The 15,192-nt window shown below is 62.2% G+C and carries 14 protein-coding genes; 12 read left to right on the top strand and 2 right to left on the bottom strand.

The window, feature by feature from the left end; all coding sequences use genetic code 11:
* Positions 1 to 260 precede the first annotated feature (260 nt).
* The 10 genes from ruvC (at position 261) to V9T28_RS05325 (ending at position 10,775) form a co-directional block, all read left to right on the top strand.
* On the top strand, positions 261 to 740 hold the full coding sequence (gene ruvC / locus V9T28_RS05370) for a crossover junction endodeoxyribonuclease RuvC (protein ID WP_116401519.1): 480 nt from the start codon (positions 261 to 263) through the stop codon (positions 738 to 740).
* Positions 740 to 1,357 carry a Holliday junction branch migration protein RuvA gene (ruvA, locus tag V9T28_RS05365; protein WP_116401518.1) on the top strand — a complete coding sequence of 206 codons (618 nt, stop codon included), beginning with the start codon at positions 740 to 742 and terminating at the stop codon, positions 1,355 to 1,357. The genes ruvC and ruvA overlap by 1 nt, the downstream gene beginning before the upstream one ends.
* Before the next feature lie 219 nt (positions 1,358 to 1,576).
* Positions 1,577 to 2,308: a FecR family protein gene (locus V9T28_RS05360; RefSeq protein WP_116401517.1), complete on the top strand. Its 732-nt coding sequence runs from the start codon at positions 1,577 to 1,579 to the stop codon at positions 2,306 to 2,308.
* A 14-nt stretch (positions 2,309 to 2,322) separates the two neighbouring features.
* Complete coding sequence (locus tag V9T28_RS05355) at positions 2,323 to 5,256, top strand: autotransporter-associated beta strand repeat-containing protein (protein ID WP_158554825.1); 2,934 nt, start codon at positions 2,323 to 2,325, stop codon at positions 5,254 to 5,256.
* Between the two features lie 311 nt (positions 5,257 to 5,567).
* The gene (locus tag V9T28_RS05350) at positions 5,568 to 5,699 is read left to right on the top strand and encodes a hypothetical protein (RefSeq protein ID WP_281024276.1); all 132 of its coding nucleotides are present in this window, start codon (positions 5,568 to 5,570) and stop codon (positions 5,697 to 5,699) included.
* A gap of 1 nt (position 5,700) precedes the next feature.
* A complete protein-coding gene (locus V9T28_RS05345) occupies positions 5,701 to 5,826 on the top strand; it encodes a hypothetical protein (protein ID WP_281024275.1) in 126 nt (41 codons plus the stop codon).
* 38 nt (positions 5,827 to 5,864) lie between these two features.
* Positions 5,865 to 7,514, top strand: a complete 1,650-nt coding sequence (locus V9T28_RS05340; protein ID WP_116401515.1) for an NRAMP family divalent metal transporter — start codon at positions 5,865 to 5,867, stop codon at positions 7,512 to 7,514.
* 190 nt (positions 7,515 to 7,704) lie between these two features.
* Positions 7,705 to 9,573 carry a potassium transporter Kup gene (locus V9T28_RS05335; protein WP_116401514.1) on the top strand — a complete coding sequence of 623 codons (1,869 nt, stop codon included), beginning with the start codon at positions 7,705 to 7,707 and terminating at the stop codon, positions 9,571 to 9,573.
* A gap of 195 nt (positions 9,574 to 9,768) precedes the next feature.
* On the top strand, positions 9,769 to 10,392 hold the full coding sequence (locus V9T28_RS05330; protein WP_116401513.1) for a ParB-like protein: 624 nt from the start codon (positions 9,769 to 9,771) through the stop codon (positions 10,390 to 10,392).
* On the top strand, positions 10,389 to 10,775 hold the full coding sequence (locus V9T28_RS05325) for a hypothetical protein (RefSeq protein ID WP_116401512.1): 387 nt from the start codon (positions 10,389 to 10,391) through the stop codon (positions 10,773 to 10,775). Before V9T28_RS05330 ends, V9T28_RS05325 begins: the two co-directional genes overlap by 4 nt.
* Before the next feature lie 25 nt (positions 10,776 to 10,800).
* On the opposite strand, the gene V9T28_RS05320 is transcribed toward V9T28_RS05325, so the two are convergent.
* Positions 10,801 to 11,220, bottom strand: coding sequence for a DUF1284 domain-containing protein (locus tag V9T28_RS05320; RefSeq protein ID WP_116401511.1), 420 nt, complete (start codon positions 11,218 to 11,220; stop codon positions 10,801 to 10,803).
* Positions 11,221 to 11,227: 7 nt separating this feature from the next.
* Positions 11,228 to 11,794, bottom strand: coding sequence for a biotin transporter BioY (locus tag V9T28_RS05315; protein ID WP_116401510.1), 567 nt, complete (start codon positions 11,792 to 11,794; stop codon positions 11,228 to 11,230).
* A gap of 421 nt (positions 11,795 to 12,215) precedes the next feature.
* On the opposite strand from V9T28_RS05315, the gene V9T28_RS05310 reads away from it, so the two are divergent.
* Both V9T28_RS05310 and V9T28_RS05305 read left to right on the top strand, forming a co-directional pair.
* Complete coding sequence (locus V9T28_RS05310) at positions 12,216 to 13,424, top strand: acyl-CoA dehydrogenase family protein (RefSeq protein WP_116401509.1); 1,209 nt, start codon at positions 12,216 to 12,218, stop codon at positions 13,422 to 13,424.
* A 54-nt stretch (positions 13,425 to 13,478) separates the two neighbouring features.
* The gene (locus V9T28_RS05305) at positions 13,479 to 15,191 is read left to right on the top strand and encodes a PHA/PHB synthase family protein (RefSeq protein ID WP_199500176.1); all 1,713 of its coding nucleotides are present in this window, start codon (positions 13,479 to 13,481) and stop codon (positions 15,189 to 15,191) included.
* Position 15,192: the final 1 nt, after the last annotated feature.

Below are 15,192 nucleotides of genomic sequence, written 5' to 3'. Positions count from 1 at the left end.
GGCGCGCCCCTTCTCCCAGAGGGAGAAGGGGGTATGCCTCTACCGTCATTGCGAGGAGCGGAGCGACGAAGCAATCCATCTCCCTCCCGCGAAAATTTTGTCACAGTAGCGGCCATTGCGACGAAGAGCGGAAACTGCTCGAACCGTCTGCGACAGATCATAGGTGGGGAGATGGATTGCTTCGCTTCGCTCGCAATGACGGCCCGGAAAGTGGCCCCAGAATCGCACCCATACTGTAGCGCACGCAGGAATCACGCGGCATGACCCGGATCATCGGCATCGACCCCGGCCTGCGCAACACGGGCTGGGGCATCATTGAGGCGGAGGGCTCGCGGCTCGCCTTCGTCGCCTGCGGCACCGTGCATTCCGATGACAAGCTCACCCTGCCCGACCGCCTACGCCAGCTTTACGAGGGCCTGGCCGAAATCGTTCACACCCACCGGCCCGACGAAGCGGCGGTGGAGGAAACTTTCGTCAACAGCGGCGCGCAATCGACGCTCAAGCTCGGCCAGGCGCGCGGCATCGCTTTGCTCGTGCCGGCCATGGCGGGCTTGCCGACTCACGAATATGCCACCAATCTCGTCAAGAAGACCGTGACCGGCACGGGCCATGCGGAGAAGGCGCAGATCGGCATGATGGTGAAAGTCCTGCTGCCCAAGGCCAATGCCAAAAGCGCCGACGCGGCCGATGCGCTGGCCGTCGCCATCTGCCATGCGCAGCACCGCGGGAGGCCTAAATAATGATCGGCAAGCTCAAGGGCCTCATCGATTCCTTCGGCGACGATTTCGTCATTCTCGACGTGCAGGGCGTCGGCTATGTCGTGCAATGCTCCAGCCGGACGTTGCAAAAGCTGCCGCGGGTCGGCGAGGCCTGCGCGCTCGCGATCGAGACGCAGGTGCGCGAGGACGCGATCCGTCTGTTCGGTTTCCTGACCAATGGCGAGCGCGACTGGTTCCGCCTGCTGCAAAGCGTGCAAGGCGTCGGTTCCAAGGTCGCGCTGGCGATTTTAGGTGTGCTGCCGCCGGACCAACTCACCTCCGCCATCGGCATGCAGGACAAGGCGGCGGTGGCGCGCGCGCCGGGGGTCGGACCGAAACTCGCCGCGCGCATCGTCGCGGAATTGAAGGACAAGGCGCCGGCATTCGGCACGGTCGACCCGATGGCCGCCAAACTCGCGGGCGAGGCCGAAGCCAAGGATACACCGCGCGCGGTGCAGGACGCGATCTCGGCCCTCGTCAACCTCGGTTATGGGCGCCCGCAAGCGGCAAGCGCCGTCGCGGCGAGCGTGAAGGCCTTGGGCGAGAGTGCCGAGGCGAGCGCGCTGATCCGCCGCGGCTTGAAGGAACTGGCGCAATAGGGTCGTCGCGGAAGCGGTCGAGATCATTCGTATGCCTACATAAGCGCGGCAGGAAACTCTTGCGCGGCAAGCAATATATGCAACGTTTCGCTTGCGTGCGCGCCGTGTGGTCATAGAACACACACGCTATAGCAACGATGTCTTAGGCATAAATGCGTACTATCCCGGGTGGACAAGAGAAGATATACTTGTCGCGGCTCGGATGGGGGGCATCTTGGCATGGGGCATTTTAAAAATTTCCGGTTCGGGGCGACATTGTTAGCGCTCTGCATCGGCATCGTGCTGTCGAATATTACCGTTGCCGCGGCGCAGGATGCGATCGGCGACGCGGATGTCGTGCACAATGACGTGCGCCACACGGGCGGCGCCCATCCCGGACCGCTCGCCCAGGGCGACAATGTGATTCGCAACGAAACCGTGCGCACCGCCGCGGATTCCACGACCAAGCTCGTTTTCCTCGATCAGACCAATCTGTCGCTCGGCCCCGTGTCGCAAGTGGTCCTGGATAAATTCGTCTATTCCGACGCATCGTCGGCGCAAAAGGTTTCGATCGGCCTGGCGAAAGGCGTCTTCCGCTTCGCCACCGGCACATTCGCCAAACCTGCCTACGATATCGAAACGCCGGTCGCGACGATCGGCGTACGCGGCACGATCCTCGACATACGCAACGCCAGCCATGAGACGACAGTGACCGTGGTCGAAGGCCTCGCCATCGTCTGCCCGCGCCGCCATACCAGCGTACCGTTGGAAGCGCGCAAGGATTGCGTCCGCGCGACCACCGGCCAAACGGTCATCGTCCATACGGAAGGTGGGAGCCTACACGCGCGGCTGGACGATCAGCCCTTCCGCTTCGCGGAATATTGCGCCGCGGACCAGGCGCTTTGCTCGCAAACGACTTACGCCGGCCTTTCTCCCGCTGAGGCATCGGTCGATGCTCTGTGCGGCCGATGAGCGGGGTGGAGATGATGACAGATCAACACGCCATGGGCGCGCAATCAGGGACATGCGGAAGGCGCAATGCGCGCCGGTTCTGGTGCGGAGCGTTCGCCGCTCTCGGCATACTGATGTTCGCACCGGGAGCGAAAGCGCAGACGGGATGCAGCCCAACATCCTTCTCCCTGATCGCATCTGACGAGGCTTCGCTCAACAGTGCGATCACAACAGCCAACACTCGATTCGCCGATACGATCTGCCTCAACAATAGCTTTCCCATTCAAGCGCCCACCGTCGCCTCGACGTCGAGCACGAATATCGACATGAACCTTGCCACTCTGAGTGGCGCAGGTGCTTTGACGGTCGGGGGCGGCGCGCTCGTTTTCGAAACCACGGGCACAACAACCTATTCCGGGACCACACAGATTTCCGGCGGCACGCTTTATGCCAATTTCGCCAATATTCTGAGTCCCAACAGCACCTATAATGTGAACGGCACGTTGAACCTCGGCGATGCCGATCAATCGATCGGCGGCTTAGGCGGTTCCGGCGTCGTGACCCAGGGCTCACCTGTCAGTCTCGATGTTGACGGCCTATTCCCGGGGCGGCCCACCACCAACTCGACGCTCACCATCGGCAACAACAATCAGTCAACGGATTTTTCGGGCCGAATTATCGAAGGCGGCGCCTTTGCGCTCAGCCTCGTCAAAACCGGCACCGGCACGTTGGCGCTGAGCGGCAACAACAATTATCACGGCACGACGACCATCACATCCGGCACGCTGCAGCTGGGCGACGGCACGAGCCAAGGTCTGCTACGGAACTCGACCGCCATTATCGACAACGGCAACTTTGCGCTTAACGAGCCTTCGGCCAATGTCACGCAAGTGACCCAGCCGATCAGCGGGACCGGGTCGCTGACACAAAACGGTCCGGGCGCTGTCGTGCTCACCGGTACCAATTCCTATTCCGGCGCAACCGCGGTGAATGGCGGCACGCTCGCAGCCGGCGCCGCCAACGCGTTCAGTCCGAACAGCGCATTCACCGTGAATAGCGCTGGCACGCTCGACCTTGGCGGCTTTTCGCAAAGCATCGCGTCGCTGTCGGGCAGCGGCACGCTCACCAATTGCAGCCTCAACGGCAGCAGCTACAGCGCCGCGCAAGGCGGCGGCACAGTGAATTGCAACACGGCCGCGCGCCTGACGGTCGGCGCCGGCGGCGCGTCGTCGACCTTCAGCGGTACGATCCGCGACGGCGCGGCAGCGCTCAGCCTCGTCCAGGCCGGCAGCGGAACCCTTACCCTCACCGGCAACAACAGCTATTCGGGCAAGACCTGGATCGAGGCCGGCACCTTGGCCGTCGGCGGCGCGACGGCGCTGGGCACGAGCACGCTCGACATGAGCCCCGGCACGACGCTGCAGTTCCTCGGCTCCGGCTATACGCTGAACAACAATGTCCTCCTTGTCGGCAGCAGTTTCTCCGACCCGACCATCGATACCGGCGCGGGCACGATCACCCTGGCCGGCGTCATTTCCGGCGCCGACACATTGGGCAAGACCGGCGGCGGCACGCTGGTTTTGACGGCGGACAACACCTATACCGGCGACACCAATGTAGATCAGGGCGCACTGGAGGTGGACGGCTCCATCGCGGCTTCGGCCTTGACCACGATTGCCTCCGGCGCAAGCCTGACCGGCACGGGTGTGACCGGCAGCCTCTTGGCGCAAAGCGGAGCGACGGTCGCGCCCGGCAACGCCGCCAACCCCTATGGCACGCTGACCGCGAACGGCACGGCCACGCTCGCACCCGGCTCCACACTGCTCACCAATCTGAGCCCGAATGCCGTGAGCCTCTTGGCGGTAAACGGCACGGCCACGATCACCGGCGCGGCGCTGCAGGTCACCGCGCTCAACGGCACCTATAATCCGGCAACGGAATATACGCTGTTGACCGCGAACCGCGGCGTGAACGGGACGTTCGGTACCACGAGCGTGACGCCCCTGCCCGGCCTCGTGCCGATCGTGACCTATGATCCGAACGACGTGTTCCTGCGCTTTGCCCAGGTCGTGACGGACCAGCAGGCGCAAACCTCGGTCGACCATCTTGCCGGTAACCGGCAGGGCCAAATGGTCACGAACCGCGTGTTGTCGCTGATCCTCGATGGCTTCAACGAGCAGATCAATTGCAACGATTGCATCAGCGCCTTCGGCGCCGTCGGCTCCTTTGCCGGGGGCATCCACGGCCGCAAGATGCTGACCAACGATCTCAGCATCATCGGCGGCGCCGCCTTCGGCTCCTATGAAAGCGGCGGCGTGCGCGTCACCAGCGCACCGCTCCTCGCCGCCGCGCTGCGCTACGACCTCACCGAATGGGGCCGCTCGCGACCCTTCGCCGAAGCCGGCATCTTCGCCGCGCCCAACAGCGACGTCAGTTACAAGCGCGATTACCAGTCCTATTTTGGCCCCATGCAGGGCCGCAGCCATGCCACGACGAGCGACTATTCGGTCTTCGGCAAACTCGGCTGGGTCTGGCGCATCACGCCGATCGACGAGGCGTCCGTCTCCACGGAGGTCGCGCATCTGTGGCAGCCCGTGGGCCATGCGGCGGAAGCCTTCGTGCCGGACGCGAACAATGCGCCGGCCCTGCTGAACTCCGGCACCGATCGGATGAATCTTGTCAAACTCGGCGGCCAATGGACCCATCTGTTCGCATCGGTCGTCGAAACCCAGGTCAATTTCGGCGCGGTGCGCTCCTTCGGCTCCCATTCGGGCCTGAGCGCCGATGTGCTGAATGTGGGCACGTTCAACGGCCATATCGGCGAACATACCTGGGCGGAATACGGTTTGCGGATCGGTTACCGCATCCGCAAGGGCGTGATCATCGACGCCTTCGCCGACGGCACACTCGGCCCGCAACCGATCGGCAACACGATCCATGCAGGGCTTGCGGTGCGTTATACGTGGTGAGCCGCGCCAGGTCCGACACGTGGCGCAAATGTGGCATCGCGGCCCGACATTTTTAAGTTGACAGATCAACCGAACGGGTTCATGGCCTAATCATGTTCGATCGGGAAGCGCCCGTTCGGACGCTTCAATCCTATGAAAGACACATGGGCAGTACCAGCTTCGACGATTCGACCGCTGCCAAGTCGGCGCGAGATTCGTCACTCAACATAGTCCCGTCCGCGGCCTCGTCCGTGTGAGTTGCCCTTAAGAGCCGAGACGGCTCGTAAAGCGCTCATGCTCCGGCCCTCGATGGGCCATTAAGGAGATGAGCGATGAAAAAGCTCAAAACCCTCATTGTTCAATGGGCGCGCCCTCAGGCGGGCCTGTACGGCGTTTTAGTGCTCGCAACCCCATCGCAGGCTGCGGAGCGGCCGCGTGCGCGCGAAAATCAAGAGGATGGCTGACATGGAAGAGGACCCGAAGTGGCCTGCCGGATCGATCTTCGGTTCTCCGGTGGGCGGTAAATCTGAAGCGAAACCCTTGTTTTTTATTATTTGCCGTGCGGTAACGCGGTTTGAGATCACGCTTTAAGGCAGCGTGCTCAGCTCCGCCGGCCCAGGAGATGAGCAATGACCTTGCGTATCGACCCCAACACCACGGCTGGCGCCGTGCTCGACCAAGCCCATATCGGCCATATCCAAGGCGCATTGGGCACGATCCACAAAGATGATATCGGCCCGCGGGCCAATTTGCGGCACCGTCTGCTGACGCTTCTGGCGATTGTCGGCCCCGGCCTCATCGTCATGGTCGGCGACAATGACGCCGGCGCCTTTTCGACCTATTCGCAGGCCGGCCAGAACTACGGCACCTCGCTGCTATGGACCTTGCTGCTGCTGATCCCGGTGCTTTACGTGAACCAGGAAATGGTGCTGCGGCTCGGCGCCGTGACCGGCGTCGGCCATGCGCGCCTGATCTTGGAGCGTTTCGGCAAATTCTGGGGCGCCTTCAGCGTCATCGACCTGTTCCTGTTGAACGCACTGACCATCGTCACCGAATTCATCGGCATCTCGCTGGCGCTCGATTATCTCGGCTTCAACAAGATCGTCGGCGTCGCGATTTCTGCTGCCGTGATCATGATCTCGGCCGGCACCGGCAGCTTCCGCCGCTTCGAACGGTTCGCGCTGTTCCTGTGCCTCGGCAGCCTGCTGCTCGTGCCGATCTTCTTCATGGTCCATCCGGATCTCGGCCAGATGACCCATGATCTCGTTGTGCCGCAACTGCCAGTGCTACCGGAAGGCGGCAAGCTGAGCGATGTCATTCTCTTGATCATCAGCATCGTCGGCACGACAATCGCGCCCTGGCAATTGTTCTTCCAGCAGTCCTATGTGATCGACAAGCGCATCACCCCGCGCTTCATCCGATACGGCCGCATCGATCTGTGGATCGGCATCGCCGTCGTGATCGTCGGCGCCGTGGCGATGATCGCCTTCGCAGCCGCGACCTTTGCAGGACAGCCGGAAGCCGGCAATTTCACCGACGCGGGCGCGGTTGCCGCCGGCATCGACAAATATGTCGGCCATCTGCCGGGCGTCCTGTTCGCGATCGCGCTCATCGACGCGGCGGTCATCGGTGCCTGCGCGGTGTCGCTGTCCACCGCCTATGCGATCGGTGACGTGTTCTCGGTCAATCACTCGCTGCATCGCAAGCCGACCGAGATGAAGGCCTTTTATGCGGTCTATTGCGGCATCCTCGCCGTCGGCGCCGCGCTCGTCGTCACACCCGGTGTGCCGCTCGGCCAGTTGACCAACGCGGTGCAGGCCCTTGCCGGCGTGCTGCTGCCAAGCGCAACCGTGTTCCTGCTGCTGCTGTGCAACGACAAGCCGGTGCTCGGCCCGTGGGTCAACAGGCGGGGCATGAACCTCTTCACCGGCGGCGTGATCGCGGCGCTCGTGCTGATGTCGGTCATCCTCACCGCCTCGGTCCTGTTCCCGGACCAGACCGATGCGACCGTGATTTGCTGGATTCTCGGTGTCGGTTCGGTGCTCGCAATTGTCGTCGCCCTGGTCAGCGGCGCCTTCAAAAGCGCCTCGGCCGACACGCAAGATGCCTTCCCGGCCGGTGCGCGCGACACGTGGCGCATGCCGCCGCTGCACAAGCTGCCTGCCATGAACATGTCAAATAAGAGCCGTATCTGGATGATCACGCTGCGTGCTTATCTCGTGATTGCTGCCGGATTGGTGCTGGTGCGGATCGTCGTCCTCGCCATCAGCGGCGCTTGAGGCGGGCTCGCATCCCAATCGACAATGACCGAGGCGCGTTTGCGCCTCGGTTTTTTTTGCGCTCGCATTTGGGCCGACCTGCGACAGGCGCCGGGACTTGATGGCAATGTGGACCGGGTGATCCTGGACAGATAAGGTTCATATTATTCGTCTTAAATAATGTTAGCGATTGCACCCAAGCGAGGTTTCATTGTCTGAATCCGGTTCCCCCAAAGGCGCATTGCCGGCCTTAAGTCTTGCCGCCCTCGGCGTCGTCTTCGGCGATATTGGCACCAGCCCCCTCTACACGTTCAAGACGGTTCTCGATCTGACCGGCGCCAAGCCGGAGGCCGCGACCATCATGGGCTCCGCGTCGCTGATCCTATGGACCTTGTTCATCATCACGACGATCAAATACGTGAATTTCGCCATGCGCGTCGACAATGACGGCGAAGGCGGCATTCTCGCGCTGATGTCGCTGCTCGGCGTCAAGAAGCAGAATCGCCCGGTCATCGTGGCGGCCGGATTGTTCGGCGCGGCGCTGATCTATGGCGACGGCGCCATCACGCCGGCAATCTCGGTTCTCTCGGCGCTCGAAGGCGTCGAGCAGATCACCCCGTCTCTGACACCCTACGTTCTGTTCGGCGCGGTCGCGATCCTGATTGCCCTCTTCGTCGTGCAGCCCATGGGCACCGCCAGGATCGGGCGCACCTTCGGACCGATCATGCTGTTCTGGTTCGTCGTCATGGCGATCATGGGCGTTTACGGCATCGCGCAATATCCGGAGGTCCTCTGGGCGATCAATCCGGTCTACGGCCTTAAATTTCTGCTGTCGGGCGGCCTCGCCGGTTTCCTGGTGCTGGGCGGCGTGTTCCTGTGCGTGACCGGCGCCGAGGCGCTTTATGCCGATATGGGGCATTTCGGGCCGCTGCCGATTCGCCTCGCCTGGAACAGCATCGTCTTCCCGAGCCTGGTGATTAATTACCTCGGCCAGGCCGCGATCGTGCTCAACGGCGAGCCAACCGAGACCAATATCTTCTACCATCTCTGTCCGCCGGCGCTGCTGACGCCCCTGATCGCGCTCGCCACGGTCGCGACCATCATCGCCAGCCAGTCAATCATCACCGGCGCCTTTTCGATGACCCGCCAGGCCATTCAGCTCGGCTGGATGCCGCGTTTCGACATCCGGCAAACCTCGGCGGAAGGCTATGGCCAAATCTATGTCGGCGCGGTCAACTGGCTGTTGATGCTCGCAACCCTGGGGCTGACCGTCGGCTTCGGCAAATCGGACAATCTGGCGGCGGCCTATGGCATCGCCGTATCGATGACGATGCTGATGACCTCGGTGCTGCTCTTCATCGCCATGCGCGAGATCTGGGGCTGGAACATCGCCCTGGCCGGTGCGGTTGCTGCGATCTTCCTGATCGTAGATACGAGCTTCTTCGTTGCCAACATGGCAAAAGTGCTGGAAGGCGGCTACGTCCCGCTGCTGATGGCGATCATCGTGTATGGCGCCATGTGGATCTGGCACCGCGGGTCGACGGCGATCCATGCCTGCATGCAGAGCGCAACCGAGAGTGCCGACACGTTCAAGCAAAAGCTGCAATCCGGCAATGTCGTGCGCGTGCCGGGCAGCGCCGTGTTCCTGACCATGACGGGCAATGGCGTGCCGGCCGTGATGCGCTGGCACGTCGAACTCAACCATGCCCTGCAGGAACGGGTCGCCGTCGTGCGCTGGTCCATTCTGCCGGTGCCCCGCGTCGCGAGCGGCAAACGCTTCACGGTACAGCAGGAAGCGCCCAACGTCTGGATCATCGAGGCGAATTACGGCTTCATCGAAACGCCGGACCTGCCCAAACTTCTGCCGCTGTGCAAGGAACAAGGCTGCGCCCTCGATCCCGGCGACGTGACCTATTACATCGGCCGCACCAGCATCACCGCACGCGAGGATGGTAAAGGCCTGCCCGCCTGGATCCGCGTGCCCTTCGCCTTCATGAGCCGCAATTCGGCCCGCTTGAGCGATTATCTGCGCCTGCCCAACGACAAGCTGGTCGAAATCGGCCGGCAATTCCCGATTTAGACGGCCTTTACTTTTTTCTATGGCGAAGATGAAACGGTTGCCGATCTCGCAATTATGACGAATATATGAACGCCTCCGATCGATACTTTTCCTGATCTGATCAGAACATCGATTTTCGCCAGCGAAAGCCGCCCATGCGGATCCGGTCTTTCCGGGGGCCTTTCGCAACAACCCATAACATCAGAGGATATAGACATGAGATTGTCCCGCGAACCACACATTCAACCCGTTGCCATCGAGGCCTTGCGCCCGACTCAGATCACGGTCGGCATGCGCGAAGTGAAAGCCAAGCAGAGGAATTGGCGCAAGCGTAAGGAGGAGAAGAAGGCCGACTTTCTCGGCACCCATCTCATTCCGGTCATCTGGGGCCCGAAAGCGGAATATTATGTGATCGACCATCACCATCTGTGCCGGGCACTGCTTGAAGAGGGCGAAGAGAACATCGCGACCACGGTGGTGGCCGATTTGCGCAAGTTGGAGCAGGACGCCTTCTGGATTTTCCTCGACAATCGCGGCTGGATGCATCCGTTTGACGCCAAAGGGCGGCGCCGCGCCTACGACGACCTGCCGAAATCGATTGCGGACATGGAGGACGACCCGTTCCGCAGCCTTGCCGGCGAATTGCGCCTGATGGGGGGCTATGCTAAGGACACGACGCCGTTCAGCGAGTTCCTGTGGGCGGATTTTCTGCGCCGCCGGATCAAACGCAAGGACGTGCAAAAAGATTTCAATGCCGCGCTGGAAGCAGCGCTGGCCCTGGCAAAAGGCGAAGACAGCAACTTTTTGCCAGGATGGTGTGGTCCAGTGGAGCGGCCATGAAGCAATTTCGTCCCGCGTTGATCTTTGTAACAAGTCTCTTGATGTTTGCTCCTGCGCTTGCAAAAGCGCAGGAGAGCGATTTGGTGGTGCCGCCGTCCTTGCGCAGTCCTGGCGAAGCGACCGCGGCAAAACCTGCGGCCACCGTCAAAAAAGCGAAGAAGCCGGCCGTCGCGAGCAAGGCGGCGAACAAGACGCAAAGCCCCGCCGCCCTGCCTTTGGCCTCGCGACAGAAAACCGACGAAAATCCGATTGCCCTAGGCATGAAATGGAAAGCCGATACCGGCAGCGGCGGCAATTCTGCCGCGGGGTCGTACAATCCTTGGTTCTATAAGGGCGATACGAGCGGCACCCAGGTGCAAGGCGGCTTGAAATTCGGGTTTTGAGACAGCACCGTGGCCCCTAATCGGTTCACAATTTCGTCTCGGTGAATCCCGACGCCGCGATCGCGTCGCAGAGGCTCGACCATTCGCAGCCCGCGCATGCGGCTCGCGTCGACCCGCTCGCGAAGGCTGAGCGAAGATCGCTCAGAAGCGCCGCATCGAGCGCCAAGCGATCTCCCACGTCCAGGTCGCGGCCTAACAGGCCCCCGAGCGCTTGCAGCGCCCGCGCATCCCGCGCGACGACGCTGTCGTTGAGGCAGTGCGGCGCCGCCTGCTCCGCCAGCAGCGGACGGCACAGATCATCCGGCCCGGTGACGATTTCGACGATGGCGCCGGCTCGCAGCCGCGTCACGATCTCGTCCATATTCAAAACAAAGCCGGGGCTGTAGCCCCGGCCAAGATAGGTCAGAATGCAATTGAGGTGATGGCCGCGCAGTCGGACGACCATCCTGCGCTCAAGCCGATTTGACGTTGCGACGCAGCGCTTCCACCAGCGCCACACCGAGGGCGCATTTGACGACCGAGCCGAGGAGGAACGGCGTGACGCCGAACGCGAGCGCCTTATCGGCACCGATAAGCGTCGCGAGCCAGGCCCAGCCCAGCACGAAGCACACGACGTTGGCCAAGACCATCGCGAGACCCGACAGGACGAGATTATTGGTCCAGCCGCGTTCGGCGAGCCAGCCCATGAGCACTGCCATGAGCGGGAAGGAGGCGAGATAGCCGGCGGTGGGGCCCACGAACGGCGCGGGCCCCGCCACCCATTCGGCAATCAGCGGCACCCCGAGCAAGGTCAAAGCGAGCCAGGCCAGGACGGTGACAAGGCCGAGGCGCGCGCCGCACAGGGCGCCGACCATGACCACCGCGAAGGTCTGCATCGTCATCGGCACCGGCAGCATCGGCACCTGAATTTTGGACGCCAGGGTCAGCGCGGCAACACCGATCAAAACCGCGACCGACTTTCGCGCGAGATCGCTGCCCGCCAGGCTGAAGGGGACGAAAGGTGTCGTGGCATTGCGCATGGAAGAGCTCCTTGAAGATCACACATCTCCGACATGCCGCAAACCCGCGGTCGCGTCAATCGCGTGGAGGAGCGCTCGGGACGCTGCGGACGTGGGGCCATTCCGGTGAAGACCGGCTCCTGCGGCTCTTCCGGCGGCCGAATTGGACCCCATGCGACGGTCCGCCGCGCGTGGCGTTCGCCCCGTTCCGGCAAAACCGGCCAAAGACAAGGCATGCGACGCCGGCGGCGGTGGTCACCGCCTCTCGATGGCCGAATCTGACCGCCACTTGTCCACTTTCCACCTTTCATTTGCTGGATTCAGGTAGATGATAGGCTTCTGGGATCGAAGCAGCCGCGCCGAAGCCGCCGCAACGCGTCCGACGCCGCCCCCGACAGGAGAAGAGGCGCGGACCTGATTCCGGATAGGGGAGGATCAGATCATGACGGCCGCTGCTGCCCCCAAGGACGCGTTCAAAACGCCGCCGGTGAACGGCGACTTCTATCAAATCGCCGATGTCCTGAATGCCGAGGAGCGCGGGATACTCGCGCGCGTCCGCGATTTCGCCGAAACGACCGTCGCGCCGATCATCGAAGATTATTGGGCACGGGACAAATTTCCGTTCGAAATCATCCCCAAGATTGCGGCGCTCGGCATCGGCGGCATCGGCTATGAGGGCTACGGCTGCGCCGGCGGCAGCATGCTGCTGAACGGCTTCATCTGCATGGAACTGGCGCGGGTCGATTCGTCGGTCGCGACATTCTACGGCGTCCATACCGGCTTGTCGGCCGGCTCCATCTACCTGTGCGGCAACGAAGAGCAGAAGCAGCGCTGGCTGCCGGCCATGATGCGCTTCGAAAAAATCGGCTCCTTCGGCCTGACCGAACCGGACGTCGGCTCGGCCACGTCGGGCGGCATGACGACGACATGCCGCCGCGAGAACGACGCTTGGATTCTGAACGGGCAAAAGAAATGGATCGGCAATTCGACCTTCGCCGATCTCAACGTCATCTGGGCGCGCGACGAAGCAAGCAACCAGGTGAAAGGCTTCGTGGTCGGCAAAGAGAACCCCGGCTTCTCGGTACAAAAAATCGAAAACAAGATGGCGCTGCGCGTCGTGCAGAACGGCCTGATCACGCTGCGGAACTGCCGCGTGCCGGAAGCCGACCGTTTGCAGAATGCCAACAGCTTCAAGGATACGGCCAAGGTCCTGCGCATGACGCGCACGGGCGTCGCGTGGTTCGCCGTCGGCTGCCAGATGGGCGCCTATGAACACGCGTTGCGCTACGCACTGCACCGCAAGCAATTCGACCGCCTGATCGGCGGCTTCCAACTCGTGCAGGACCTGCTCGTCAAAATGCTCGGCAACGTCACCGCGACGCAAAGCATGATGCTGCGCCTCGCGCAATTGCAGGACCAGGGCAAGATGACCGACGAACATGCCTCGCTCGCCAAGGCCTATTGCACTGTCAAATGCCGCGAGACCGTCGGCTATGCGCGAGAACTCTTGGGCGGCAACGGCATTCTGCTCGACGAACATATCGGCCGCTTCGTCGCCGATGCGGAGGCGATCTATTCATACGAAGGCACGCGCGAAATGAACACGCTGATCGTCGGCAAGGCCATCACGGGATTGAGCGCGTTCGTCTAGCGGCCGCGCCGATCATTTGCAGAGACAACAACTGGCCGCCCGATGGAGCCGACCATGAGCAGCGACAAGCACACCCAAGCACCGAAGACTGACAAGGACGATCAAACGCTCGCCGATCAGGTGACCGACAATCTGCTCGGCCCCAATCCCTTCATCGGCCTCAGGCCGCAGGACATCATGGCGAGCTTTCAGGTGCTCGCAAAGGAAGCCTTGCGCAATCCGATGCTGGTGGTCGAACAGGAAGCCGCGCTCGTGCGCGACCTCGTGGCGGTCATCGCCGGGCAATCGGAGCTCGCGCCCTCGAAAGGCGACAAACGATTCAACGACGAAGCATGGATGCAAAATCCGCTCTACCGCACGATGCTGCAAGGCTATGTGGCGTGGACGAATGCACTGCAGGGTTTCGTCGAGCGCACCGACCTCGACGATCGCACCAAGGAGCGGGCGCGTTTCGCGGTTTCGCTCTTTGCCGACGCCTTCGCGCCCACCAACGCCATTCTGACCAACCCCGCGGCGCTGCGCAAAACTGTTGCGACGAAAGGACAAAACGTTCTCGACGGGTTGAAGAATTTCGTCGATGACATACGCAACAACGGCGGCCTGCCGTCGCAGGTAAACCGCGAGGCCTTCACGGTCGGTGAGAATTTGGCCTTGTCGGCGGGCAAGGTGGTGTTCCGCAATCCGCTGCTGGAGCTCATTCAATATGCGCCGACGACCGACACGGTCTTCGAGCGGCCGCATCTCATCATTCCGCCGGAGATCAACAAGTTTTACGTGTTCGATCTGGCGCCCGGACGGAGCATCGTCGAATATCTCGTCAAGCACGGCCTGCAAATCTTCGTCGTCAGTTGGCGCAACCCGAGCGAAGCGCAAAGCCACTGGGGCATAGACGCTTATGTGGCGGCGCTCGACGAAGCGATTGCGGCCATGCGCGACATCACCGGCTCGAACGATTTCATCATTCATGCGGCCTGCTCGGGCGCCATGACGGCGGCAGCGCTCGCCGCCCATTATGCCAACACGGGCGACACCGGCATTCAAGCGATGACGATGATGGTGGCGGTGCTCGGGCAAATCCGCGATGGCACGCTGGCGCTTTTCGCCACGGACGAAACCGCGGGCGCGGCCAAGCTTGCCTCGCAGACCAAAGGCATTCTCGACGGCACCGAAATGAATCGCATCTTCGCCTGGTTGCGGCCGAATGATCTCGTCTGGAATTTCTGGGTCAACAATTATCTCATGGGCAATCCACCGCCCGCTTTCGACATCCTGTATTGGAGCAACGATTCGACGCGGCTGCCGGCGAAATTCCATGCTGAACTGATCGACATTTTCCGCGACAACCGCCTGATCCACCCGGGCGCGATGAAAGTTCTCGGCAAGCCCATCGATCTGTCGAAATTGTCCTTCGACAAAATGTTCGTCGCCGGAACGACGGACCATATCACACCGTGGAAGGGCGTCTATCAATCGGCGCGGAGCTTCGGCGGCAAGAACGATTTCATCTTGAGCAACAGCGGCCACATCCAGAGCCTGATCAATCCGCCGACGAATGCGAAGGCCAAGTTCTTTCTCAACCCTGCCCTGCCCGCGTCCCCCGACGACTGGCTGAGAGAGGCGACGCCGACGAGCGGATCCTGGTGGGACCTGTGGCGCAATTGGTCCATCGACCATTCGGGCGGCCAGCGGTCCGCGCCGAAAACCCTCGGCAGCGAAGCCCATCCTCCGTTGGGCGATGCCCCGGGAACCTATGTGGTCGAGGCTTGAA

Origin of the sequence: Methylovirgula sp. 4M-Z18 (genome assembly GCF_037890675.1) — a bacterium.
Classification (GTDB): domain Bacteria; phylum Pseudomonadota; class Alphaproteobacteria; order Rhizobiales; family Beijerinckiaceae; genus 4M-Z18.
The sequence above is the reverse complement of the archived record's forward strand: the minus strand, read 5'-3'. Positions and strand labels throughout refer to the sequence as shown.

Excerpts from the sequence above, each read along its gene's own strand:
- ruvC (WP_116401519.1), top strand. The coding sequence starts at position 261 with ATGACCCGGATCATCGGCATCGACCCCGGCCTGCGCAACACGGGCTGG.
- ruvA (WP_116401518.1), top strand. The coding sequence starts at position 740 with ATGATCGGCAAGCTCAAGGGCCTCATCGATTCCTTCGGCGACGATTTC.
- V9T28_RS05360 (WP_116401517.1), top strand. The coding sequence starts at position 1,577 with ATGGGGCATTTTAAAAATTTCCGGTTCGGGGCGACATTGTTAGCGCTC.
- V9T28_RS05355 (WP_158554825.1), top strand. The coding sequence starts at position 2,323 with ATGACAGATCAACACGCCATGGGCGCGCAATCAGGGACATGCGGAAGG.
- V9T28_RS05350 (WP_281024276.1), top strand. The coding sequence starts at position 5,568 with ATGAAAAAGCTCAAAACCCTCATTGTTCAATGGGCGCGCCCTCAGGCG.
- V9T28_RS05345 (WP_281024275.1), top strand. The coding sequence starts at position 5,701 with ATGGAAGAGGACCCGAAGTGGCCTGCCGGATCGATCTTCGGTTCTCCG.
- V9T28_RS05340 (WP_116401515.1), top strand. The coding sequence starts at position 5,865 with ATGACCTTGCGTATCGACCCCAACACCACGGCTGGCGCCGTGCTCGAC.
- V9T28_RS05330 (WP_116401513.1), top strand. The coding sequence starts at position 9,769 with ATGAGATTGTCCCGCGAACCACACATTCAACCCGTTGCCATCGAGGCC.
- V9T28_RS05325 (WP_116401512.1), top strand. The coding sequence starts at position 10,389 with ATGAAGCAATTTCGTCCCGCGTTGATCTTTGTAACAAGTCTCTTGATG.
- V9T28_RS05320 (WP_116401511.1), bottom strand. The coding sequence starts at position 11,220 with ATGGTCGTCCGACTGCGCGGCCATCACCTCAATTGCATTCTGACCTAT.
- V9T28_RS05315 (WP_116401510.1), bottom strand. The coding sequence starts at position 11,794 with ATGCGCAATGCCACGACACCTTTCGTCCCCTTCAGCCTGGCGGGCAGC.
- V9T28_RS05310 (WP_116401509.1), top strand. The coding sequence starts at position 12,216 with ATGACGGCCGCTGCTGCCCCCAAGGACGCGTTCAAAACGCCGCCGGTG.
- V9T28_RS05305 (WP_199500176.1), top strand. The coding sequence starts at position 13,479 with ATGAGCAGCGACAAGCACACCCAAGCACCGAAGACTGACAAGGACGAT.